Origin of the sequence: Streptomyces sp. NPDC001851 (genome assembly GCF_040297165.1) — a bacterium.
GTDB lineage: Bacteria > Actinomycetota > Actinomycetes > Streptomycetales > Streptomycetaceae > Streptomyces.
In genome coordinates this window covers 1-16,986 of record NZ_JBEOYR010000051.1, presented here as the reverse complement: position 1 = coordinate 16,986, position 16,986 = coordinate 1, and the positions used below count along the sequence as shown (strand labels likewise).

Genomic DNA, 16,986 nt, shown 5'->3' with positions numbered 1-16,986 from the left:
GCTGAGTTGCGCCGGGCCTCAGCTGCCCGGCCCGGCGCAGTTCACGACATCAAGGCCGCCCGAACCCACGGCATCATCGGCGCCTTGACCCACGCGGGCATCCTCTGCCGGGCCGGCAAAGCCACCTGGCCACCTCAGCATGTGGCTGACGCGACTTCGAGCGATCACTGGCCACGGGCCGCCCTGTCGACAACAGCTCCTAGGCGTGGGTGTCTTGTCGCTCGGCATCGCGGATGGCGCGAGCGGCGTTGATGAGTCCGATGTGGCTGAACGCTTGGGGGAAGTTGCCGAGGGCCTCTGCTGTGGTGGAGTCGGTCTCCTCGGCCAGCAGGCCGAGGTCGTTGGCGTGTGCGAGGGCGGTTTGGAAGGCGTGTCGTGCACGGGTGGTGTGGCCGGTGAGGGCGAGGGCTTGGGCAAGCCAGAAGGTGCACAGCAGGAAGGTGCCTTCCGCTTCCTGTAGTTCGTCGGTGAGGTAGCGGCGGACCAGGCCGTTGTGGTCGGTCAGTTGGGTGGCGACGGCCTGCACGGTGGACTGGATGCGGGGGTCGTGTGGTGGCAGGAAGCCGACGATGGGGAGCATCAGTGCGGAGGCGTCGAGGTCGTCAGTGTCGAATGCCTGGGTGAAGGCGCCCAGGTAGGGGTTCCAGCCGCGTTGTTCGATGGCTTGGCGGATCTGGTCGCGCTCGTGCTGCCAGTGGGGCAGGCGTTCGTCGGCCTGGAGGGCAGGGGCCATGCTGATGGCGCGGTCCAGGGCGACCCAGCACATCAGTTTCGAGTGGAGGAAATGTCTGCTGGGTCCGCGTCTTTCCCAGATTCCTTGATCCGGTTGGGTCCACCGCTGGGCGGCTGTCTCGGCTGCCTGGAGCAGGAAGGTGCGGGTGGCTGGGTCGAGAGGCTCACCGGGTGGAAGGGTCTGGGCTGCGGCGTCGAGGAGTTCGCCGTAGACGTCGAGTTGGCGTTGGCGCCAGGCGTCGTTGCCGATCCGAACGGGCTTGCTGTCGCGCCAGCCGGTCAGGTGAGGCAGGGGCCGCTCGCTCAGATCACGTTCTCCGCCGATGCCGTACATGATCTGCAGGTCGGCGCCGCGGTCGAGTTGGCTTGCCGCGGCCCGGGCGAGGAAGCCGAAGAATCGATTCTTCTCCTTCTCGCAGGCGGCCGTGGCAAGTGCCTGAATGGTAAAGCTGGCGTCGCGAACCCATGTGTAGCGGTAGTCCCAGTTGCGCATTCCGCCCGTCTTCTCGGGCAGAGAGGTGGTGGCCGCGGCGACGATGGCCCCGGTGGGTGCGAAGGTCAGGGCTCGCAGCACGCGCCCGCTGTGGCTCACTTCGTCCTGCCAGGGGCCGACGTAGCCGCGGTGGAGCTTCGACCAGGAGCGCCAGCCTTCGACGGTGTCGGACATGCGACGCCGGATCCGTCCCGTCCGCCAGGCCGCCGACTCCCTCTCCCACGCCGTCCCGACATGCAGGGCGAATCCGAGGCGGTGCCCCGCCCTGAGCGGGATTCGGCCGTGGGCCGTGGAGCCGCTCAGCCGCAGGTCTACGGGGCTCGACAGCAGCAGAACATGCGCGCCCCCGTACGCCGCAAGCCCACCCGGCACGGCTGAGAGGAGTGGGTGGACGAGTCCGAACTCCGGGCGCGGCGCGTAGGCGATCTCGATGTCCACCCGCCCTTCGGTGCAGGTGATCTGCCGCAGCAGCATTCCGGGGGAAGCGGTGCCGAGCGCGTGCCCGCGTTCGCGCCGTCCCAGGGCAAGGGCATCCCGCAGGACCGCCGTGCCCCCGGTCGTGCGGAAGACCGTCTCCAGAACGAGGGTGTCCTCCACGTAACGGCGGCTGATGTCGACCGGGCCGGTGACAGGGCGGATGGACCAGTGGCCGGCGTCCTCGTCGAGGAGCCGGGCGAAGATCGCCGGGCTGTCGAACCGGGGCACGCACAGCCAGTCCACCGAGCCGTCGGAGGTCACCAGCGCGGCCGTGCGGCAGTCGGACAGCAGGGCGTGGTCACCGATCGGTCGCGCACTCATGCGTCGCAGCCCGTCCACCTCGGGCCGAGCGCCGCCCGGCCGGGACGACGTGCGCAGTCGCCCGCGCCGCAGGTCTCTCCAGGTGCCTGACGGGTGACATGGATCCCAGCCTCCCTGAACAGCGGATTCCCCTCCAGCCAATCAGCACGACCGGTGGATCGCACGTGCCGGTTGCCGACGGTTGCTCCGACCGAGTGGCACGAGCTGGTGTCGCGCTCGGCGTCCGGCCGGTGTACGTCGGGTCTCCCCGCCGCCGCGCTGCGAGCGGCTGCCCCTGCCGCTGAGCTCCTATCCGTGTTCGGGGTTCTCGTGGTCGCGCCGGCGACCGGCGTCCCGGGCGGTGCGTTGGTTCCCCTAGCCGGGGATGCCACCAAGATCCTTCAGTACCCGGACCGAAGGCAGCACATTCCAGGTCATGAAGGTGGTGTCGCGGCTGGTGAAGTCTCTCTGTGATCACCCAGCGGACTCCGGGCCGTCATACTTCCCGAACCGCTGGTGCCAGCGCTGGGCGTCCAGCTCCTGCCACAACATCCCAAGCTCGATCTGCGCCTGGGTGAGCCTGGTCTCCTCGGCCAGCTCATCCGGGCTGATCCTTCCACGGTGAGTCTCGATGGCACGGCCGATCTTGCCTGCCCACAGCTCGGCGTCCACAAACGGCCGTTCTTCGTACACATCGACCAGCGCGGCCATATGCTCGCTCGAACATGCAGTAAGCCGCCGCTTCCCGTCCAGTTTCGGGTCATGACCATGGATCGCCGACGAATCCGGCATCAGCGCAGAAACCTCCGTATCATCTGAGATCTCCTCCCCGCACAGATCACATAGCTCCGGCAGGAACGCGCCCTCGTGCGGTTCACCCCTATCGGTCACCCTTCCTTCCTACCGCTCAGCCACGACCGCTGAGCGTTGCGACCCTGGCGGCACCGTCCGCAGACCACCCAGACTGCGAATCCCGCAACTGGCGCAGGGACGGGCCCTTCCGCCCAGCATCGGTAAATTGCGGCGGGTGCCCTGGGGCTCATCTGGCCGTCGATCTTCACGTACAGACCGGTGACGAGGGTGTTCAGCTCGTCGTTCACGCGGAGATCCTGAACACGCTCGTCGCGCTCTCGAAGCCATGTGTGTGCCGCGCGTGAGGTGGTTGCCAGGGCCGGGCCTACGGAGGCCCGCACTCCGCTTTCCGATTCGAAGATCCCGAGCAGGCTGGGACGCCGTGTTGGTCTGTGTATGTCCGTCCGTGCGCGCGTAGTCGGCGCACGGTGGTGGAGGCCAGCGGGGTCACGGCTGTGATGGCGGCGAGGCGGTAGCCACCCACGGCGTGGGTGAGGGGTGCGACGCTGACTTGGCCCATGGGGATGGTGAGGCAGGAGAGCAGGTCGTTGTAGGACGCGACGGGGGAGAGCACGTGTTGGGGGACGTGTTCATGGAGGGACGTCTCCCAGGCGATGCCGGTGATGGACATGCCGAGACCGGAGATCAGGGCGGCTGATGATCAGCCAGGGGGTGTCCATCCGGGTGCCGAGGGCGAGCAGAGGCAGCGCGGTGAGCGCGCTGGCCAGCTGCCCGAGGCGCAACAGGTGGGTGATCGTAAGGCGGTAGAGCAGCGCGCTGGCCGCCAGCAGTCCGATACCGCGGGCGCTGAGCATGAATCCCCATGTCGTCTCGCCGCTGAGCTGTTTGGTGAGGGTGGGGCCCCGGATCTGCCGGGTTCCGGTCTGGACGAGGTTGATCACGCAGAAGGACGCGGTGCCGATCCACACCCATCGAATGCGCCGGAACTCGCTCCAGCCGTCGCGGATGTCGGACCACAGAGTGACCGAGCGCGGCTTGGGCGGTGTGCCGGTGAGGGGGAGGCGGGCCGGGCATACCGCCGCGAGGAGATAGGTCAGGGCGTCGAAGGCGAGGGCTATGCCGCTGCCCGTGGTGACGACGATGACGCCTGCGAGGTTCGGCCCGAGGATCTTCGTCGCGTTGCGGACCGAGCCCACCGTGGCGTACGCCTGCCTCAGCTGGTCCCGGCCGACCAGCTGAGGCACCACGCCGCGCAGCGCCGGGGTGGTGAAGGCGGCGAGCACGCCGTTGAGGAATTCCAGCGAGGCCACGGTGAGCAGGGGCCTGCACGGAATTACTCAGCGCCGACCGACAAGACGAACGCGGGCCACGTCCGGATGCAGCAGTCCGGCCAGTGACCGCCAGTGGGCGGCTTCGACGGCTCTGCGTAAGCGGGCGGTCATGGTGCTCGGGCTGGTGGACATCGGGACCTTTCCGGGGCGCGTGGCCGGCGACACCCCGAACGTGTTCACGGTCTGCGTGGTCTTGCTCCCTCCTGGACGGCGCCGGAGCCACGGTTCTCCGTCACCCACGACGGAATCGAGGCGAGTCGACGCAGGGGCGGCCCCTGCCTCCCCGTGAGGGAGATGCCGGCGAGGCGTTGCGCGCCGGACAGGTTGGAGAGCCGCAGGGCGGCGCGGCGGATCCACAGGTGTCGTGGTGATTCGGGTACGAACCAGCGGGCGACTCGCCGGGCGGCGCGCTGCTTGTGCGTGATGACGGGCCGCCAGAGCCGTTCGTAGCCGTGCAGTGCGTCCTCGATGTGGGAGGTGCGGTCGAGTTGGTCGGCCAGGACGTATGCGGCGCCGATCGCCAGGGAGGCGCCTTGTGCGGCGAGGAGGGAGACTGCCTGGCAGGCATCTCCGACCAGGACGACCCGGCCGCGGCTCCAGGCCGGGAGGGTCGTCTGTGCGACATGGTCGTAGTAAATCCGGGAAGACGGCGGGCAGTTCGCCAGGACGCGAGGTACGAGCCAGCCGAGCGTGCCGTACTCGTGGCGCAACGCCGCCTGCGCGTCCCTGGGGCGAGGGGCGTCCGTGGCGCGGTGCACGGCGAACACGGCGACCGTGCCGTCGCGCAGCGCGTACAGCCCCATCTGCCGGCCGACAGTGTCGGTGAGGCAGAACCGGTCGCCGACTTCCGCGTGCGTCTCGGGGTCGTTGAACGTGAACGCGGCGGTGTGGTAGCCGAGATGGTGGACGTACCGCGCCTCCTCGCCGAAGACCAGTGCGCGCACGGTGGAGTGGATGCCGTCGGCGCCGACGAGCAGGTCGGCGTCGATGCTGTCGCCGTCGGTGAGGGTGACGCGCACTCCGTCCGGCCGGACATCGACGTGGGCGGGCCCCACGCCGAAGCGCAGACGCACCGCGAGGGACAGCCGCTCCCGCAGGGCGAGTTCGAGGTCGGGCCGCATGATGCTCAGCAGGCGCCCGTTCAGGAAGCGGGCGAAGCGGTCGTAGCGGAGCCCGACCCGGCACTCGCCGTTCTCGTCCACGAGGGCCGCCTCGGAAACCTGATAGCTCAGTTCCTCCAGGGAGGGCAGCATGCCCATGGCCTCGGCCGCGTCGTATCCGGTCCCGAAGAAGTCGATCATGTAACCGTCGGTGCGGGGCCGCGGCTCCTTCTCCAGGACGACGACATCCCAGCCGAGCACGTTGTGCAGCCGGCCGGCCAGCGCGAGTCCCGCGATCCCGGCCCCACAGATGACGACCCTCATCGGTGTGCACCACCTCTCTCCGTCACCTAAGTTTTGCACCATGCAAAGCTCGGGCGTCAAGAATGCCCGCGGACAGCGAGCGCGCACCGGAGCGGACTGACGACCGGATGAAAGTCGCCTGCCGTCGCCACGGATGCGAGGGCCAGGCAGGCGGCATGCCGCACCCGGCATTGGCCGACCGAACCGAGGGAATGCCGGCGAAAGCGCTGTCGGCGCGGACGGGAGCGGGCCGCGAGGGCCGTTCGGTCCCAAGGGGCGGGCAGGTGATGCGCACCCTTGACATCTTTTGCATAATGCAAAAGTAAGGAAGGGGAATCGATGAGCGGCATACGGGCAGCAACGGACAGAGAGCAAGGAGCCGACACGACGGCAAAGAGCCTTACACCGGCGCCGGCGATCGCGAGCCTGCGGAACGCCCCATGGGGTGTGATGGCGCTGGCCGTGGTGGTCGGCGCCGGAGCGGGCGTCGGTTCGGTCGTCTTCCGCTGGTGCATCAAGACCTTCACCGGTCTGCTGTCCGGTCACTCCGACTACTCCGCTTTCCCCGGCGCGAGCAATCCTCACGTGCCGTGGCTGGGCCCGAACTTCGTGCTGCTCACCCCCGTGATCGGCGGCCTGCTCTACGGCCCGCTCGTGAACCGGTTCGCCAAGGAGGCCCGTGGGCACGGTGTGCCGGAGGTGATGCTGGCCGTGGCCCAGCGCGGCGGCCGGATCAGCCCGAAGGTCGCCGTCGTCAAGACACTCGCCTCCGCGCTGACCATCGGTTCCGGCGGCTCGGTGGGCCGCGAGGGCCCGATCGTGCAGATCGGCTCGGCGCTCGGCTCCACCCTCGGTCGTATGACGAGGGCGACGGAGGGCCGCACGAAGCTCCTGGTCGCCTGCGGTGCGGCGGGCGGCATCGCGGCCACCTTCAACGCTCCCCTGGCCGGTGTCTTCTTCGCCATGGAACTGATCCTCGGTACTTTCAGTGCGGAAGCCTTCGGCGCGACCGTGCTGGCCAGCGTCACCGCGAGCATCATCGGACGCGCGTCCTTCGGCGACGTCGCCTTCCTGAACCTGCCCGCGTTCCACGTCGACCACCTTGCCCAGTACGGGCTGTTCGCCTTCCTCGGCGTGGTTGCCGCTGTGGTCGGGATGGGCTTCGCGCGCTTCCTGTACCTGGTCGAGGACGCCTGCGACTGGCTGTGGCGCGGCCCGGAGTGGCTGCGCCCCGCGGTCGGCGGACTGGCGCTCGGCCTGGTGCTGTTGGCCCTGCCTCAGATGTACGGCGTCGGCTACCCCGTGCTGGAAAAGGCCACGGCGGGCGGCTACGCGGTCGGCTTCCTGCTCCTGCTCCTGGTCGGCAAGATGCTGGCGACCAGCCTGACCATCGGCATCGGCGGCTCCGGCGGTGTCTTCGCGCCCAGCCTGTTCATCGGCGCGATGCTCGGCTCGGCGTACGGCATCGGCGTCCATGACCTGATACCCGGCACGGCCGGCGCGGTGGGCGCGTACGCCCTGATCGGCATGGGCGCGACCTTCGCCGGCGCGGCCCGGGCGCCGATCACCGCCGTGGTCATCCTGTTCGAGCTGACCGGCGAGTACTCGATCATCCTGCCCCTGATGCTGGCCATCGTGCTGGCCACCGCCACCAGTCGCCTGCTCTCCCGCGACACCATCTACACCCTCAAGCTGCGCCGCCGCGGCATCGGCCTCGAAGGCCCCGCCCCCGGGGCGGCGATCGGCGGCCAGCACGTCGGCACCGTCATGGAACCGCTCCCCTCCGCCCTGCCCGCGACCATGTCCCTGGCCGACGCTGCCGACCTGCTCAGCCTCTCGGGCCACGGTGCCCTCCCGGTCGTGGACGACACCGGCCAGTACGCCGGCATCGTCACGGCGCAGGCGGTGGCCGAGGCTCTCGCGGAACAGCCGGAAGGCGCCCCGGCACTGGTCGGACAGCTCGCCGCGCCGCCCGCACCGGTCACCGTCGACCAGCCCCTCGCACAGGCACTGCACACCCTGCTGTCGGCCGCCGGAACCGGGATACCCGTGCTCGACGCCGAGCAGGGCAAGCCGGTGGGCTGGCTCAGCCACCAGAGCGCGTTGCGCGCGGTGCACGCGCCCGCCTGAGCACCCACCGGGGCTCTTCACGGCCTGCCGGTCAATGGCCGGCTGGTCTGATCCGGCTGGAAGGAGCGGATACGACAGCTGCGGACAGACCAAATATGGACTTTCTTTGCATACTAGAAACGTCGCCATGTGAGACGGGGTGGCTGCTATGTCGTATCCACGCCGGGCTGGCCGCGAGGTGGCGAGCACAAGCAGCCCGGCTATCGTCGTCGACGGGCTCATGCTGCTGGCCGGCATCTATACGGCAGTCTCGCCCTGGGTGATCCACTTCTACAGGACGAACCCGTATCTCACGGCGAACAACCTGATCATGGGGCTCGGCGTCGCCCTGCTCGCTCTCGGACCCCCCCTCGCGCCACAGCGGATGCACCGATTCGCATGGACCCTGGTGCCGCTCGGCTTCTGGCTGATCCTCTCCCCGGCGGTCGTGACGGCATCCCATGGCGTGTCGGCCGGGATCGTGTGGAGCAACACGTGTACGGGCGGCGCCGTGTGCCTGCTTGGTGTGATCGCCGCGAATCGGGCTCCCGACTCATCGGGGTAGACGCCACGGACCCCGGCCATACCGTGACCGGCTGCCGTGCCGTGTCAGGCGTCGTGCGCCATCGCTCCGTCCACGATCCAGCCGAGCGGGTGCGGCTCGGGGTCGTCCGCCGCCGGGGCCAAGGGCTCGCCTCCCGCTTCGTTGAAGGCGTTGAGGGCCTCGACGAGCGCGAGGCGCTCGGTCGGGCGGAGCCTTTCGACGATGTCGGCGATCTCGGCGCGACGCCGGGCGGTGACTTCCTCGACGGTGCGCCGGCCTTCCTCGGTCAGCCGCAGCAGAGTCTCGCGGCGGTTGGAGGGATTGGCCTTGCGGTCGGCGAGTCCGGCGGCGATGAGCCGGTCGACCATGCGCATGGCGGTGGAGGGCGCAACCTGGAGCAGCTCGGCGAGCGCGACCAGCTTGGTCTCCCCTCGGGTGGCCAGAACGACCAGCATCCGGAACTGCGGGAGGGTCACACGCTCCTCGACCTCGGCGAGGGAACGGGCGGAGACCGCTACCAGCAGCCGGGACGCGGTCAGGACCGCCCGGGTGACCGCATCAACGTCGTCCATGCTTCCCACAGGGGGCTCGCGCTCCGGCATGTGTCCTTTCTACCTTGCCGAAGCCACTGCCTTCTCACTCGATGCGAACAGACTTTCCTTCCGCATGACTGTGGTAGCAGTGCAGCAGCATCGCGGCGTCATCATCGAGCGGCCCGGCCGTCCGACTCGGTCCGGCCGGCGTCCGTCACTGCGGGGCCCGTGTCAGGGCGGTCACAGGATGATCCCCGGTGAGTGAGAAGTGAGAGTGGCAAAGCAGCGGTGCCCGCTCGTCCACTGATCGGTGACGCTGAGAGCAAGGTTGGCGGCGATCCTGCGGAGGGCTCGTCGCCCGAGCCGTGCCCAGGGAAAGAACGGACCGGTCCGGCCGTGGAGGTCCTCGAACCGGGCGGTGCACTGTTCCTCGACGTCGTCGGGGTCGACCTCGACGACGAGGCGCCCGGTGGGGGCGACGAGGCCGCCGCAGCGGCGCAGCAGGCCACGAGGATCGCCACCGATGCCGATGTTACCGTCGATGAGCAGCACCGTCTGCCAGCCTCTCTCTGCCGGCAGTCGGTCGAAGACCGATCGGCACAGTGCGAGCCCGCCTATGGTGGTGGTCAGTGCGACCGCGCGAGGCGCGATGTCGACCCCGAGGGCGAAGACTCCCCGGCTCAGGAGTGCTCTGCACATGCGGCCCGGGCCGCAGCCGACGTCGAGGACGGGGCCGATGCAGCGTTCCAGTACGGTCTTGTCGGCTGCCGTGGGCTGCTCGTGCCAGCGGTGTACCGGCATCCGGATCCGGCGCCCGTCGGCCAGCCGTAGGTACACCGGTTCTCGGCCGGGGCCCAGGGCGAGCGCGTAGGGGTCCTCGTCGGCGTCGTACAGCTCGCCCTCGTCCGTTGTCACGGTGCTGCGCCGTGCCCTGCGGCGGGTCGGTTCTTGTCGCCGCGGCCGGCCCGCCTCAGGCGGCGCAGTCTCATCGCGAAGGCCACGGCGGAGGCGGCGAAGAGTACGCCGGTGATCGCCAGCCATCGGCCGAGGTAGACGCTGTCGGACAGCCCGGTGTCTCCGGGGTAGGGGACCGCCAGACGGAGGACGAGGGGGAACCAGACCAGCAGGAGCAGACCTGACAGGAAGGCGGGGACGCGCAGGTAGTTGATCCACGGCACCGTCGGCCTGTCGGCGGCTCGGTGCCGCAGTACGGAGAGGGCCGACAGGTCGGCCAGCGAGTACAGGGGCAGCAGGATGAGGTCGTGGAGGATCGCCGCACCGACGAACCAGATCGCCACCTCCCAGGGCTGGGCGGCGAACAGGCGCAGCATGGCGTAGCCGGTCAGGGCGAACGAGGCGATCAGGACGAGCAGGTGCAGGGGCCCGGAGCCGTACCAGCGTGCGAATAGTGTCATGGTCACGCCCTGAAGGTGAGCCGGTGGACCCACTTGGTGTTGTTCACGCCGGGGTTGGCCGGGACGATGATGCGGGCCGGGTAGCCGTGGTCGAGTGAGAGGTCCGCGCCGTTGACGCGGAGGGCGAGCAGCGCTCGCGGGTCGTGGATCTGGTTGCCGCGCAGCACCACCCGGGTGAAGGGGCCGGGGGGTTGAATGGACTGGACCAGGACGCTTGCGGCGTCGGGCAGTCCGGCCAGAGCGGCGAGGTCGGCCAGCCGCAGGCCGCTCCAGTGCTGGTCCTCGGTGGACCATCCCTCCACACAGGCGATCGGCAGTGCGGCGGCGTGCTGGGGCATCGCCAGGAGCTGCTCGCGGGTGAAGACCCGTGGCGCTCCGTGTCCGTGGACCTCCAGCCGCCAGCTGGGGCCGACGAGCGCGGGGGTGATGCCCACTTTCGCCGCCGTCTTGTTGATCTGGAAGCTGTGCGGCCCGCTGCCGGGGTTGCGGTTGTGCGGCGCGAGCAGTGCTGTGCCGCGCAGCCGGCCGCCGATGCTCTGTCCGGCGGTCACGACGAGGAGGAGCAGCGATCCCGCTCCCACGATGCCCACCGCGCCGCGGCGGGTCATCGTGGGCGGTGCGGGCGCGGTTGCCACCAGGCCGTCGGGATCGGGTGGTTCGGGCACGGTGTGGGCGAGGTCGGTGCGCAGTTCGGTGCCCAGGTTGCGTGAGCGCAGTGCCCGTGTCATCCGGCCGAGTCGGAGGCACACGTGGACGACGAAGGCGGCGATGAACACCCAGGCGCCGTAGAAGTGCAGGCGGTAGAACGAGCCCGGGAAGACGTAGTAGAGCTGGATGTTGAAGATGCCGGTGACGAATTCGAAGATGACGCCGCCGACCAGCATCAGCAGGGACAGTCTCTCCAGGCCGTGGGCGATGGAGCGTATCGGCAGCCATTCGAACAGCTTCGGGATCACCGACCACAACTTGGCCAGCAGCACCGGCACCAGCACCACGCCCAGCGTCACGTGCACGCCCTGAAGCAGCCGGTACAGCCAGTACGGGTGCGTGGGCCAGCTGAAGAGGTAGAAGCCCAGGACACCCTTGTCGGGGGTCTCGTCGTTGAAGGGGCTCAGCCCGGGGTTGTAGGCGGCGTAGGAGAGCAGTCCGGTGACGAACAGCAGCGGAATGCCGATCAGGAGGACCAGTCCGAACACCGATGTCAGCCAAGGCCCGCGGATCGGACTGCGCCAGAATCCAGGACGGAACGGACCCGGGGGCGGAGGAGTCCGCTCGACCCGGCGCACGAGGGCCCTGGTATGAGCGGCCCCCTTGGTGGCCCGCGCCGCCGCGGCAGCGCGAACGCGCTCGAGGCGCCCCTGCGCGTGACCCTCGTCCGATCCCCGCCGCTGCGGCCCGCCGGAGCCCGCAGCCGGTGGCCGTCCGCCACTGTCCAACGACTGCCTCCTCTGTCCTCGGGCCGTCTCTCAACGTGGGGATCGAACCCGGCAGCTCCGTTAGTTCCTGTCACATCGTCAGCTACAAACCGGCACAGATCGGGTCGGCTCTCCGCGCCTGTCGTGCATGCGGGTGTCCGTCGTCAGGCGAACGGTTCAACCGGCGCTGCGCACGACTCGACGGGCCGCACGGCGGCCTCATGATGGTGGGGTGCGACGCCTCAGCGCACGGCGCAGCGCCACCACCTGGCTCAGCCGCACCTCGCTGACCCGGGAAGTGTTCTGGTTCGTCGTGATCGGCGTCGCCTCCACTGTGGCCCAGGCCACGCTGTACTGGGTTGTGCGCCAGTGGTCGCAGCCCATCCTGGCCAATTTCACCTCCCTGCTTGTCGTCACCGTCCTCAACACGGAGGCCAACCGCCGACTGACCTTTCGCGAGTCCCGGGTCCGCGTCCTCCAGGCGCATCTGACCGCAGGCGGCCTGTTCGTCCTGGCGTACCTGGTCACCTCAGGCGCTGTCCTGCTCTTCCGTCACTACCGGCCCACCGCCTCACCGGCAGCGGAGACCCTGGTACTTGCGCCGAGCTTCGCCCTGGTGACCGTGGTGCGCTTCACGGTCCTGCGGACGGTCGTCTTCAGACGCCGTCGCCATTGACCCCCTCGCGCCCTATGCGACCGACACGCCTCGAACGATGGACGCCGAGACAGATCGAAGCGGCACACGCCGGCACCGGCCAGTCCGGCCAAGGACAATCCGAGGACAGGCGCCGGCCACTCGCCGCTCGCTTCCGACAGCTCGTGCAGCGGTGGCAACGGCAATAGTCCGGGCTGCGTTCGACCCTGGCCAGGGGTGCGGCCGGGGTCGTGTCAGGACTCCTGCCGCCACCGGTGCGGTAGGTCGCGGCAGGAGTGTTCAGGGGAGGGGCAGACCAGGACGCGTATGCCGGCCGGCAGTCCGAACTGGTCGCGGGACCAGCCTTCGTAGATGCTGTCGGCGACGTTACGTAGGTGGTTCATCGCGGCGTGGACGTCGCGCCAGTGGCGCTGCAGGGGCTGGTCGAGGCGGAGGGAGCCGCCGCCGGCGCGGCGGAAGAGTGCGTCGACGGCGTCGGTTGCGCGGCGGGATGCGCGGACCTGGTTGCGGCGGGCCGCGGCCCGGGCCTAGATGCCGATGGTCCGGCCTGCGAGGACGTCCTCGTACATCCGGTCCATGGTGGACAACAGGTGGCTACGGCTGGCGTCCAGGTCGGCTGCGGCCTCGCCCAGACCGGTGGGCTGGTGCGGGTCCTCAGCGGCGCGGCTGTCGACGATGGTGATGCGCTGACGGGTGTAGGTCAGGAATGCGGCAAGTGCGCGCCCTCGGCGATGCCGAGGGCGGCGGCGCTGATCGCGCTGGAGAACAGGACGCCGAACGGCACCGCGTACAGCGGGTTCCCGGGCCGGTTGCGCTCGGCGAGGATGCCTTCGCTGACCTCACGGGCATCCAGGGTGCGCTGGTCAGGGACGAAGGCGTCCTTGACGACGTCCTTGCTGCCGGTGCTGGCGAGGCCGACGACTTGCGCGAATGAGTTGCTTCCCCAGGGGCGGATGGCCCAGTCGACGGCGTTTTTGAGGGCACCCGGAATGGATCGGTTGCAGGTCCCGGATGGCCCCCGCCGCCGACCGCTGTGATGGTGCCCAGCAGCACGGCCGGCAGCCAGCCCAGGCCGACAGCGAGTGTCTTCTGCGCGCCGGCGACCGCCCATACACTGAGCGCCGAGGCATCCAGGAGGGTGAAGGCCCAACCGGAGGTGTGGCGGCTCAGGTCGGCCAGGAAGGCCAGCAGGGTGCCGGCGATGGCGACCGTGAGATAGGTGTAGTCGGTCAGGGCCACGGGGGTGCCGTGCTGCAACAGGGTGTCGCGGAGGATTCCGCCGCCCAGGCCCGAGACGATGCCGATGACCAGGAAGCCGAACAGGTCCAGACGACTGGCCCGGGCCAGCACCCCACCGAGCGTGCCGTTGGCGACCACTCCGCTCAGGTCCAGCGCCCGGGTCAGCTCGGTCAGACTCTCTGGCGACAACGCCCGGGCCACAGACACCGGCGTCTCCCTTCACCCTTCCACCATCGAAACAGCCGGAGATGCACGTGCCCGCGGGGCATGGCATGCGAGGCAGCTTCCCCGGCCGGCCGGACTGCGACGGTGACGTCCGTTCGCAGATGAGGTGCCATACGGGTGGCGAGAACCACTGAGCAGGTATGGGGTCACCCCGAGCAGGGGAGCGCCAACGGCATCCGACGCCGTCACCGGCTACCTCTCCGGGCGCGATCCCAAGGACCCCGGGGTCCTGGCCCAGGCCGGCCTCGCGGGCTGCTCCACGGCCTACTGGTGGTCGGCGGCCGTCTTCGTCGCCGGCCTGGTTGTCACCGCCCTGCTCTACCGCCGTGGGGTATCCCGGCAGAACGGGAACGCTTCACCTGTCGTGCACATGCAGGAGGGCAGGTAGTGCCGCTCCGAGAGGCCACCTCCGAGGCCGGGCACGTGTCGGCACCCTGTCAGTAGAGTGAGACGCGTGAGGATGGAGGAGCAGTGAGAGCGCCGCGCACTCTGGCCACTCTGGACGAGGTCGACACCGGTGATCACGTCTGCCAGGTGTTGGACCGGAGCGACCACGTCATCGATCGCAGCCGGTCCTTCGTCGCGGACGGGGCCCTGTACGGGGACAAGGTGGTGATCGTCGGGCCGCCTCTCGAAGCGGGGAGTGAGTTCGCGCAGCTCGTGCTCGACCCGGCTCGGCTGGACGGCTCTCTGCTGGCCGCGGTGCGCCGGGAGGCGGCCAACGCCGACCGCGAGGGGTTCCGCTCGCTCCGGGTGCTGCACCACGTCGGGCCCGACTGCCGTCCGGAGCGGACGAAGGAACTGTTGCGCAGTGAACTCGATCTCGAGGAGTTCGCCGCCGACACCGGAGCCCTGGTGGTCTGCGCCTACAGCGGTGCGGACCGGGATCCCTCCCTCCTGGAGCAGATCAGGTGCGTGCACCCCCATAGTCTGGGCAGCCGTCCGACGGCACCGGCGTTCCAGGTGTACCGCACGGGGAAGGAAGGCTGGACGGTGAACGGGATCGTCGACAGCGAGGGCGCGGTGGCCTTCGGCTCCATCCTGTGCGCCCTCCTCGCCCAGAAGGCCACGGTGCGCCTGCTCTGCCACGCACTTGAGTTCTTCGACGCCGCCGGCATGAGCGCCCTGGCTGATGCGGCCAGGCACCTTCCGGACCGCAAGGTCGTTTTGGAGGGGACCAACGACACCGTCCGGCTCACCTGGCAGCTGTCCGGCTTCGCGATCCCCGAGATTCCGGTGGTGATGGCGCCGTGACCTCCTCTACTCCCTCCGACGCTCCGGGCACCGGATACCGGCACGAGCTGTATCCGTACTCCGGCAGGGACGCGTTCGTCGAGGGCGCCCTCAGTTTCATCCAGGACGCCCTCGCGGGTGGTGAGGCCGTCGTCGTGGCTGTCCCGCAGGACAAGGCGTCCCTGCTGCGCGCCGAGATCCGCGACGAGGATGCCGTCCGCTACGTCGACACCGCAGGGGTCGCGCACCATCCCGGTCGGCTCATCGGAGCCTGGCAGGAATGGCTCCAGGAGTACGCCTCGCAAGGGCGGCCTGTGCGCGGGATCGGCGAATCACCCTGGGACAAGGTCCGCAGCCCGGCCGAAGCCGCGGAGCTGCGCTATCACGAATGGCTCCTCAACAAAGCCTTCGCCCGGGGCCCGGCCTGGTGGCTGCTGTGCCCCTACGACATCGCTCACGACAAGGCATCACTGGCGGAAATGGCCCGGTGCCACCCCGAGCTGCGCCAGGACGGCCGCACGATGCCGTGTGCGGACTACGACCCGCAGGCACCGTACCGCTTCACACCGCTCACCGACCCGTGCGACCCGTACGAGGAATTCGCCTACAGCAGCGGTGACCTGCCCGCCCTGCGCGAGAAGATCACCGCGTGCGCCGAACGGCACGGCCTGACCGGCCGACGCCTGAGAGAACTGCACCTGGCCGCCACGGAGGTGGCCACCAACAGCATTCGTCACGGCGGCGGACACGGTGTGCTGCGCACCTGGAGCGAGGAGCGCCGACTCGTGTGCGAGTTCCGCGACGCGGGCTACATCGAGGACCCCCTGATCGGACGGAGAAGGCCGGACGCCACGCAGGTCGGTGGTCGCGGCCTCTGGCTGGTCCATCAGCTCTGCGACCTCGTGGAGATCCGCTCCGCACCGGATGAGGGGACCAGGGTCAGGCTCCACACCGAGCTCCCGGAGTAGACCCACGGCATAAACCGCACCGATCTCACCCGGCCCGGACGGTGGCCTGAAGCCAGGCACCCTCCCGGGCGGGACGGCGGATGGCGTTGCATGCGGCAGACCGCCACCCGCGGCGGGCATCGCACCCGCATATGCATAGGTCTGCCCCAAGACAAATGGGGCAGACGGTGGAACAGAGGCAAGGCCCGCAGCACACCTGTGACCCGGCCCGACGAGAACGATCTGGAACGGAGTCCCTTCTTCATGCTCACTGTCCGGATGCAGCACGAGGACGCGACGATCGCACAGCTCCCGGAGACGGTCGACTACGACAACGCGCCCCTTGTCGGCGCCCAGTGCGAGGACTTGGTCAACCGCGGCTGCACCACCCTGGTGCTGGACGCATCCCAGGTGCAGTACATGGACTCCTCCGGCATCAGCATGCTCATCACGCTGTCGCGCACCCTCAACCGCCGCGCCGGCACCCTGCGCGTGGCCGCTCTCAGCGCCCACTACGAGCAGGTGTGGCGCATGCTCGGGCTCGAGGAAGTGTTCCCCGTCTTCCCCACAGTGAACGCCGCCCTCCAGCCTCCTGCCGCAGGCAACATCCCCGGGACACCCGAGGAATGGACCACGCCTGACATGCCTGCCGCATGCGCAACCCGGACGGAGAAGACGCCGGGGTAGGGCGTGCCGACCTCATCGGTGCGGCGGCTGCACACGGAGATCCGCCGCAGTACCGACGTGGCCGGGATCTTTTCCGACCGCGTCGCCCTGGTGAGGTTTTCGGCGCCGTCCCGGCCGAGCAGAACGGCGAATGGACCGCGTTCACCGTTGCGTGGCAACCACTTCAGTCGTTCGTACATTTTCCGGAGGTGCCGACGCCGCCGCCGACTTCTGCCTGGCTGAAGATGCCCGTCGACGTTTCCCGTTCCGTGCTGCTGTCGGCGCACGGTCGGAAGTCGAGAACTCCGGCAGCGTGCAGAACCCGCGATCAGCCATAGCTCGCGCAACTATCGACACGTACTGTCCCAATAGCGCCTCTGTGCGTCAAGCGTCATGGGCGAGGCGGGTCCGTTGGTCTCGTTTCATGATCCGGTAAACCACGTTGGACAGCCGTCG

15 protein-coding genes and 2 pseudogenes are annotated in these 16,986 nt (G+C 69.3%); 7 read left to right on the top strand and 10 right to left on the bottom strand.

Annotation, left to right across the window (positions count from 1 at the left end):
• Window positions 1-15: 15 nt before the first annotated feature.
• Window positions 16-120, top strand: a pseudogene (locus ABT171_RS40705) (IS5/IS1182 family transposase); the annotation flags it as partial.
• A 79-nt stretch (window positions 121-199) separates the two neighbouring features.
• Here the strand turns inward: ABT171_RS40705 and ABT171_RS40700 are convergent.
• The 4 genes from ABT171_RS40700 to ABT171_RS40685 form a co-directional block, all read right to left on the bottom strand.
• Window positions 200-2,023, bottom strand: a complete 1,824-nt coding sequence (locus tag ABT171_RS40700; protein WP_351251875.1) for a glycoside hydrolase family 15 protein — start codon at window positions 2,021-2,023, stop codon at window positions 200-202.
• A gap of 453 nt (window positions 2,024-2,476) precedes the next feature.
• Window positions 2,477-2,893 (bottom strand): hypothetical protein, encoded by a 417-nt coding sequence (locus ABT171_RS40695; protein ID WP_351251873.1) that lies wholly within the window; start codon window positions 2,891-2,893, stop codon window positions 2,477-2,479.
• 551 nt (window positions 2,894-3,444) lie between these two features.
• Window positions 3,445-4,125, bottom strand: coding sequence for an MFS transporter (locus ABT171_RS40690; protein WP_351251871.1), 681 nt, complete (start codon window positions 4,123-4,125; stop codon window positions 3,445-3,447).
• Window positions 4,126-4,322: 197 nt separating this feature from the next.
• A complete protein-coding gene (locus ABT171_RS40685) occupies window positions 4,323-5,570 on the bottom strand; it encodes an FAD-dependent monooxygenase (RefSeq protein WP_351251869.1) in 1,248 nt (415 codons plus the stop codon).
• 429 nt (window positions 5,571-5,999) lie between these two features.
• On the opposite strand from ABT171_RS40685, the gene ABT171_RS40680 reads away from it, so the two are divergent.
• The gene (locus tag ABT171_RS40680) at window positions 6,000-7,679 is read left to right on the top strand and encodes a chloride channel protein (protein ID WP_351251867.1); all 1,680 of its coding nucleotides are present in this window, start codon (window positions 6,000-6,002) and stop codon (window positions 7,677-7,679) included.
• A 148-nt stretch (window positions 7,680-7,827) separates the two neighbouring features.
• On the top strand, window positions 7,828-8,223 hold the full coding sequence (locus ABT171_RS40675; protein WP_351251865.1) for an SPW repeat protein: 396 nt from the start codon (window positions 7,828-7,830) through the stop codon (window positions 8,221-8,223).
• A gap of 44 nt (window positions 8,224-8,267) precedes the next feature.
• On the opposite strand, the gene ABT171_RS40670 is transcribed toward ABT171_RS40675, so the two are convergent.
• The 4 genes from ABT171_RS40670 to ABT171_RS40655 all read right to left on the bottom strand — a co-directional run bounded on the left by ABT171_RS40670 (window position 8,268) and on the right by ABT171_RS40655 (window position 11,355).
• Window positions 8,268-8,804, bottom strand: coding sequence for a MarR family winged helix-turn-helix transcriptional regulator (locus ABT171_RS40670; protein WP_351251863.1), 537 nt, complete (start codon window positions 8,802-8,804; stop codon window positions 8,268-8,270).
• Between the two features lie 171 nt (window positions 8,805-8,975).
• A complete protein-coding gene (locus ABT171_RS40665; protein WP_351251861.1) occupies window positions 8,976-9,650 on the bottom strand; it encodes a class I SAM-dependent methyltransferase in 675 nt (224 codons plus the stop codon).
• Window positions 9,647-10,150 (bottom strand): hypothetical protein, encoded by a 504-nt coding sequence (locus ABT171_RS40660; RefSeq protein ID WP_351251896.1) that lies wholly within the window; start codon window positions 10,148-10,150, stop codon window positions 9,647-9,649. The genes ABT171_RS40665 and ABT171_RS40660 overlap by 4 nt, the downstream gene beginning before the upstream one ends.
• A 2-nt stretch (window positions 10,151-10,152) precedes the next feature.
• On the bottom strand, window positions 10,153-11,355 hold the full coding sequence (locus ABT171_RS40655; RefSeq protein ID WP_351251894.1) for a molybdopterin-dependent oxidoreductase: 1,203 nt from the start codon (window positions 11,353-11,355) through the stop codon (window positions 10,153-10,155).
• Between the two features lie 442 nt (window positions 11,356-11,797).
• On the opposite strand from ABT171_RS40655, the gene ABT171_RS40650 reads away from it, so the two are divergent.
• Window positions 11,798-12,241 (top strand): GtrA family protein, encoded by a 444-nt coding sequence (locus tag ABT171_RS40650; RefSeq protein WP_351251859.1) that lies wholly within the window; start codon window positions 11,798-11,800, stop codon window positions 12,239-12,241.
• Window positions 12,242-12,453: 212 nt separating this feature from the next.
• Here the strand turns inward: ABT171_RS40650 and ABT171_RS40645 are convergent.
• Both ABT171_RS40645 and ABT171_RS40640 read right to left on the bottom strand, forming a co-directional pair.
• A pseudogene (locus tag ABT171_RS40645) lies at window positions 12,454-12,897 on the bottom strand (acyl-CoA dehydrogenase family protein).
• Window positions 12,875-13,660: a trimeric intracellular cation channel family protein gene (locus ABT171_RS40640; RefSeq protein ID WP_503078905.1), complete on the bottom strand. Its 786-nt coding sequence runs from the start codon at window positions 13,658-13,660 to the stop codon at window positions 12,875-12,877. The pseudogene ABT171_RS40645 and the gene ABT171_RS40640 overlap by 23 nt, the downstream one beginning before the upstream one ends.
• Window positions 13,661-14,155: 495 nt before the next feature.
• Between ABT171_RS40640 and ABT171_RS40635 the strand changes: the two genes are divergently transcribed.
• The 3 genes from ABT171_RS40635 to ABT171_RS40625 all read left to right on the top strand — a co-directional run bounded on the left by ABT171_RS40635 (window position 14,156) and on the right by ABT171_RS40625 (window position 16,551).
• On the top strand, window positions 14,156-14,938 hold the full coding sequence (locus ABT171_RS40635) for an MEDS domain-containing protein (protein WP_055707190.1): 783 nt from the start codon (window positions 14,156-14,158) through the stop codon (window positions 14,936-14,938).
• A complete protein-coding gene (locus tag ABT171_RS40630) occupies window positions 14,935-15,885 on the top strand; it encodes an anti-sigma factor RsbA family regulatory protein (protein WP_351251856.1) in 951 nt (316 codons plus the stop codon). Before ABT171_RS40635 ends, ABT171_RS40630 begins: the two co-directional genes overlap by 4 nt.
• 243 nt (window positions 15,886-16,128) lie before the next feature.
• Window positions 16,129-16,551: an STAS domain-containing protein gene (locus tag ABT171_RS40625; RefSeq protein WP_351218808.1), complete on the top strand. Its 423-nt coding sequence runs from the start codon at window positions 16,129-16,131 to the stop codon at window positions 16,549-16,551.
• The last annotated feature ends 435 nt before the right edge of the window (window positions 16,552-16,986 follow it).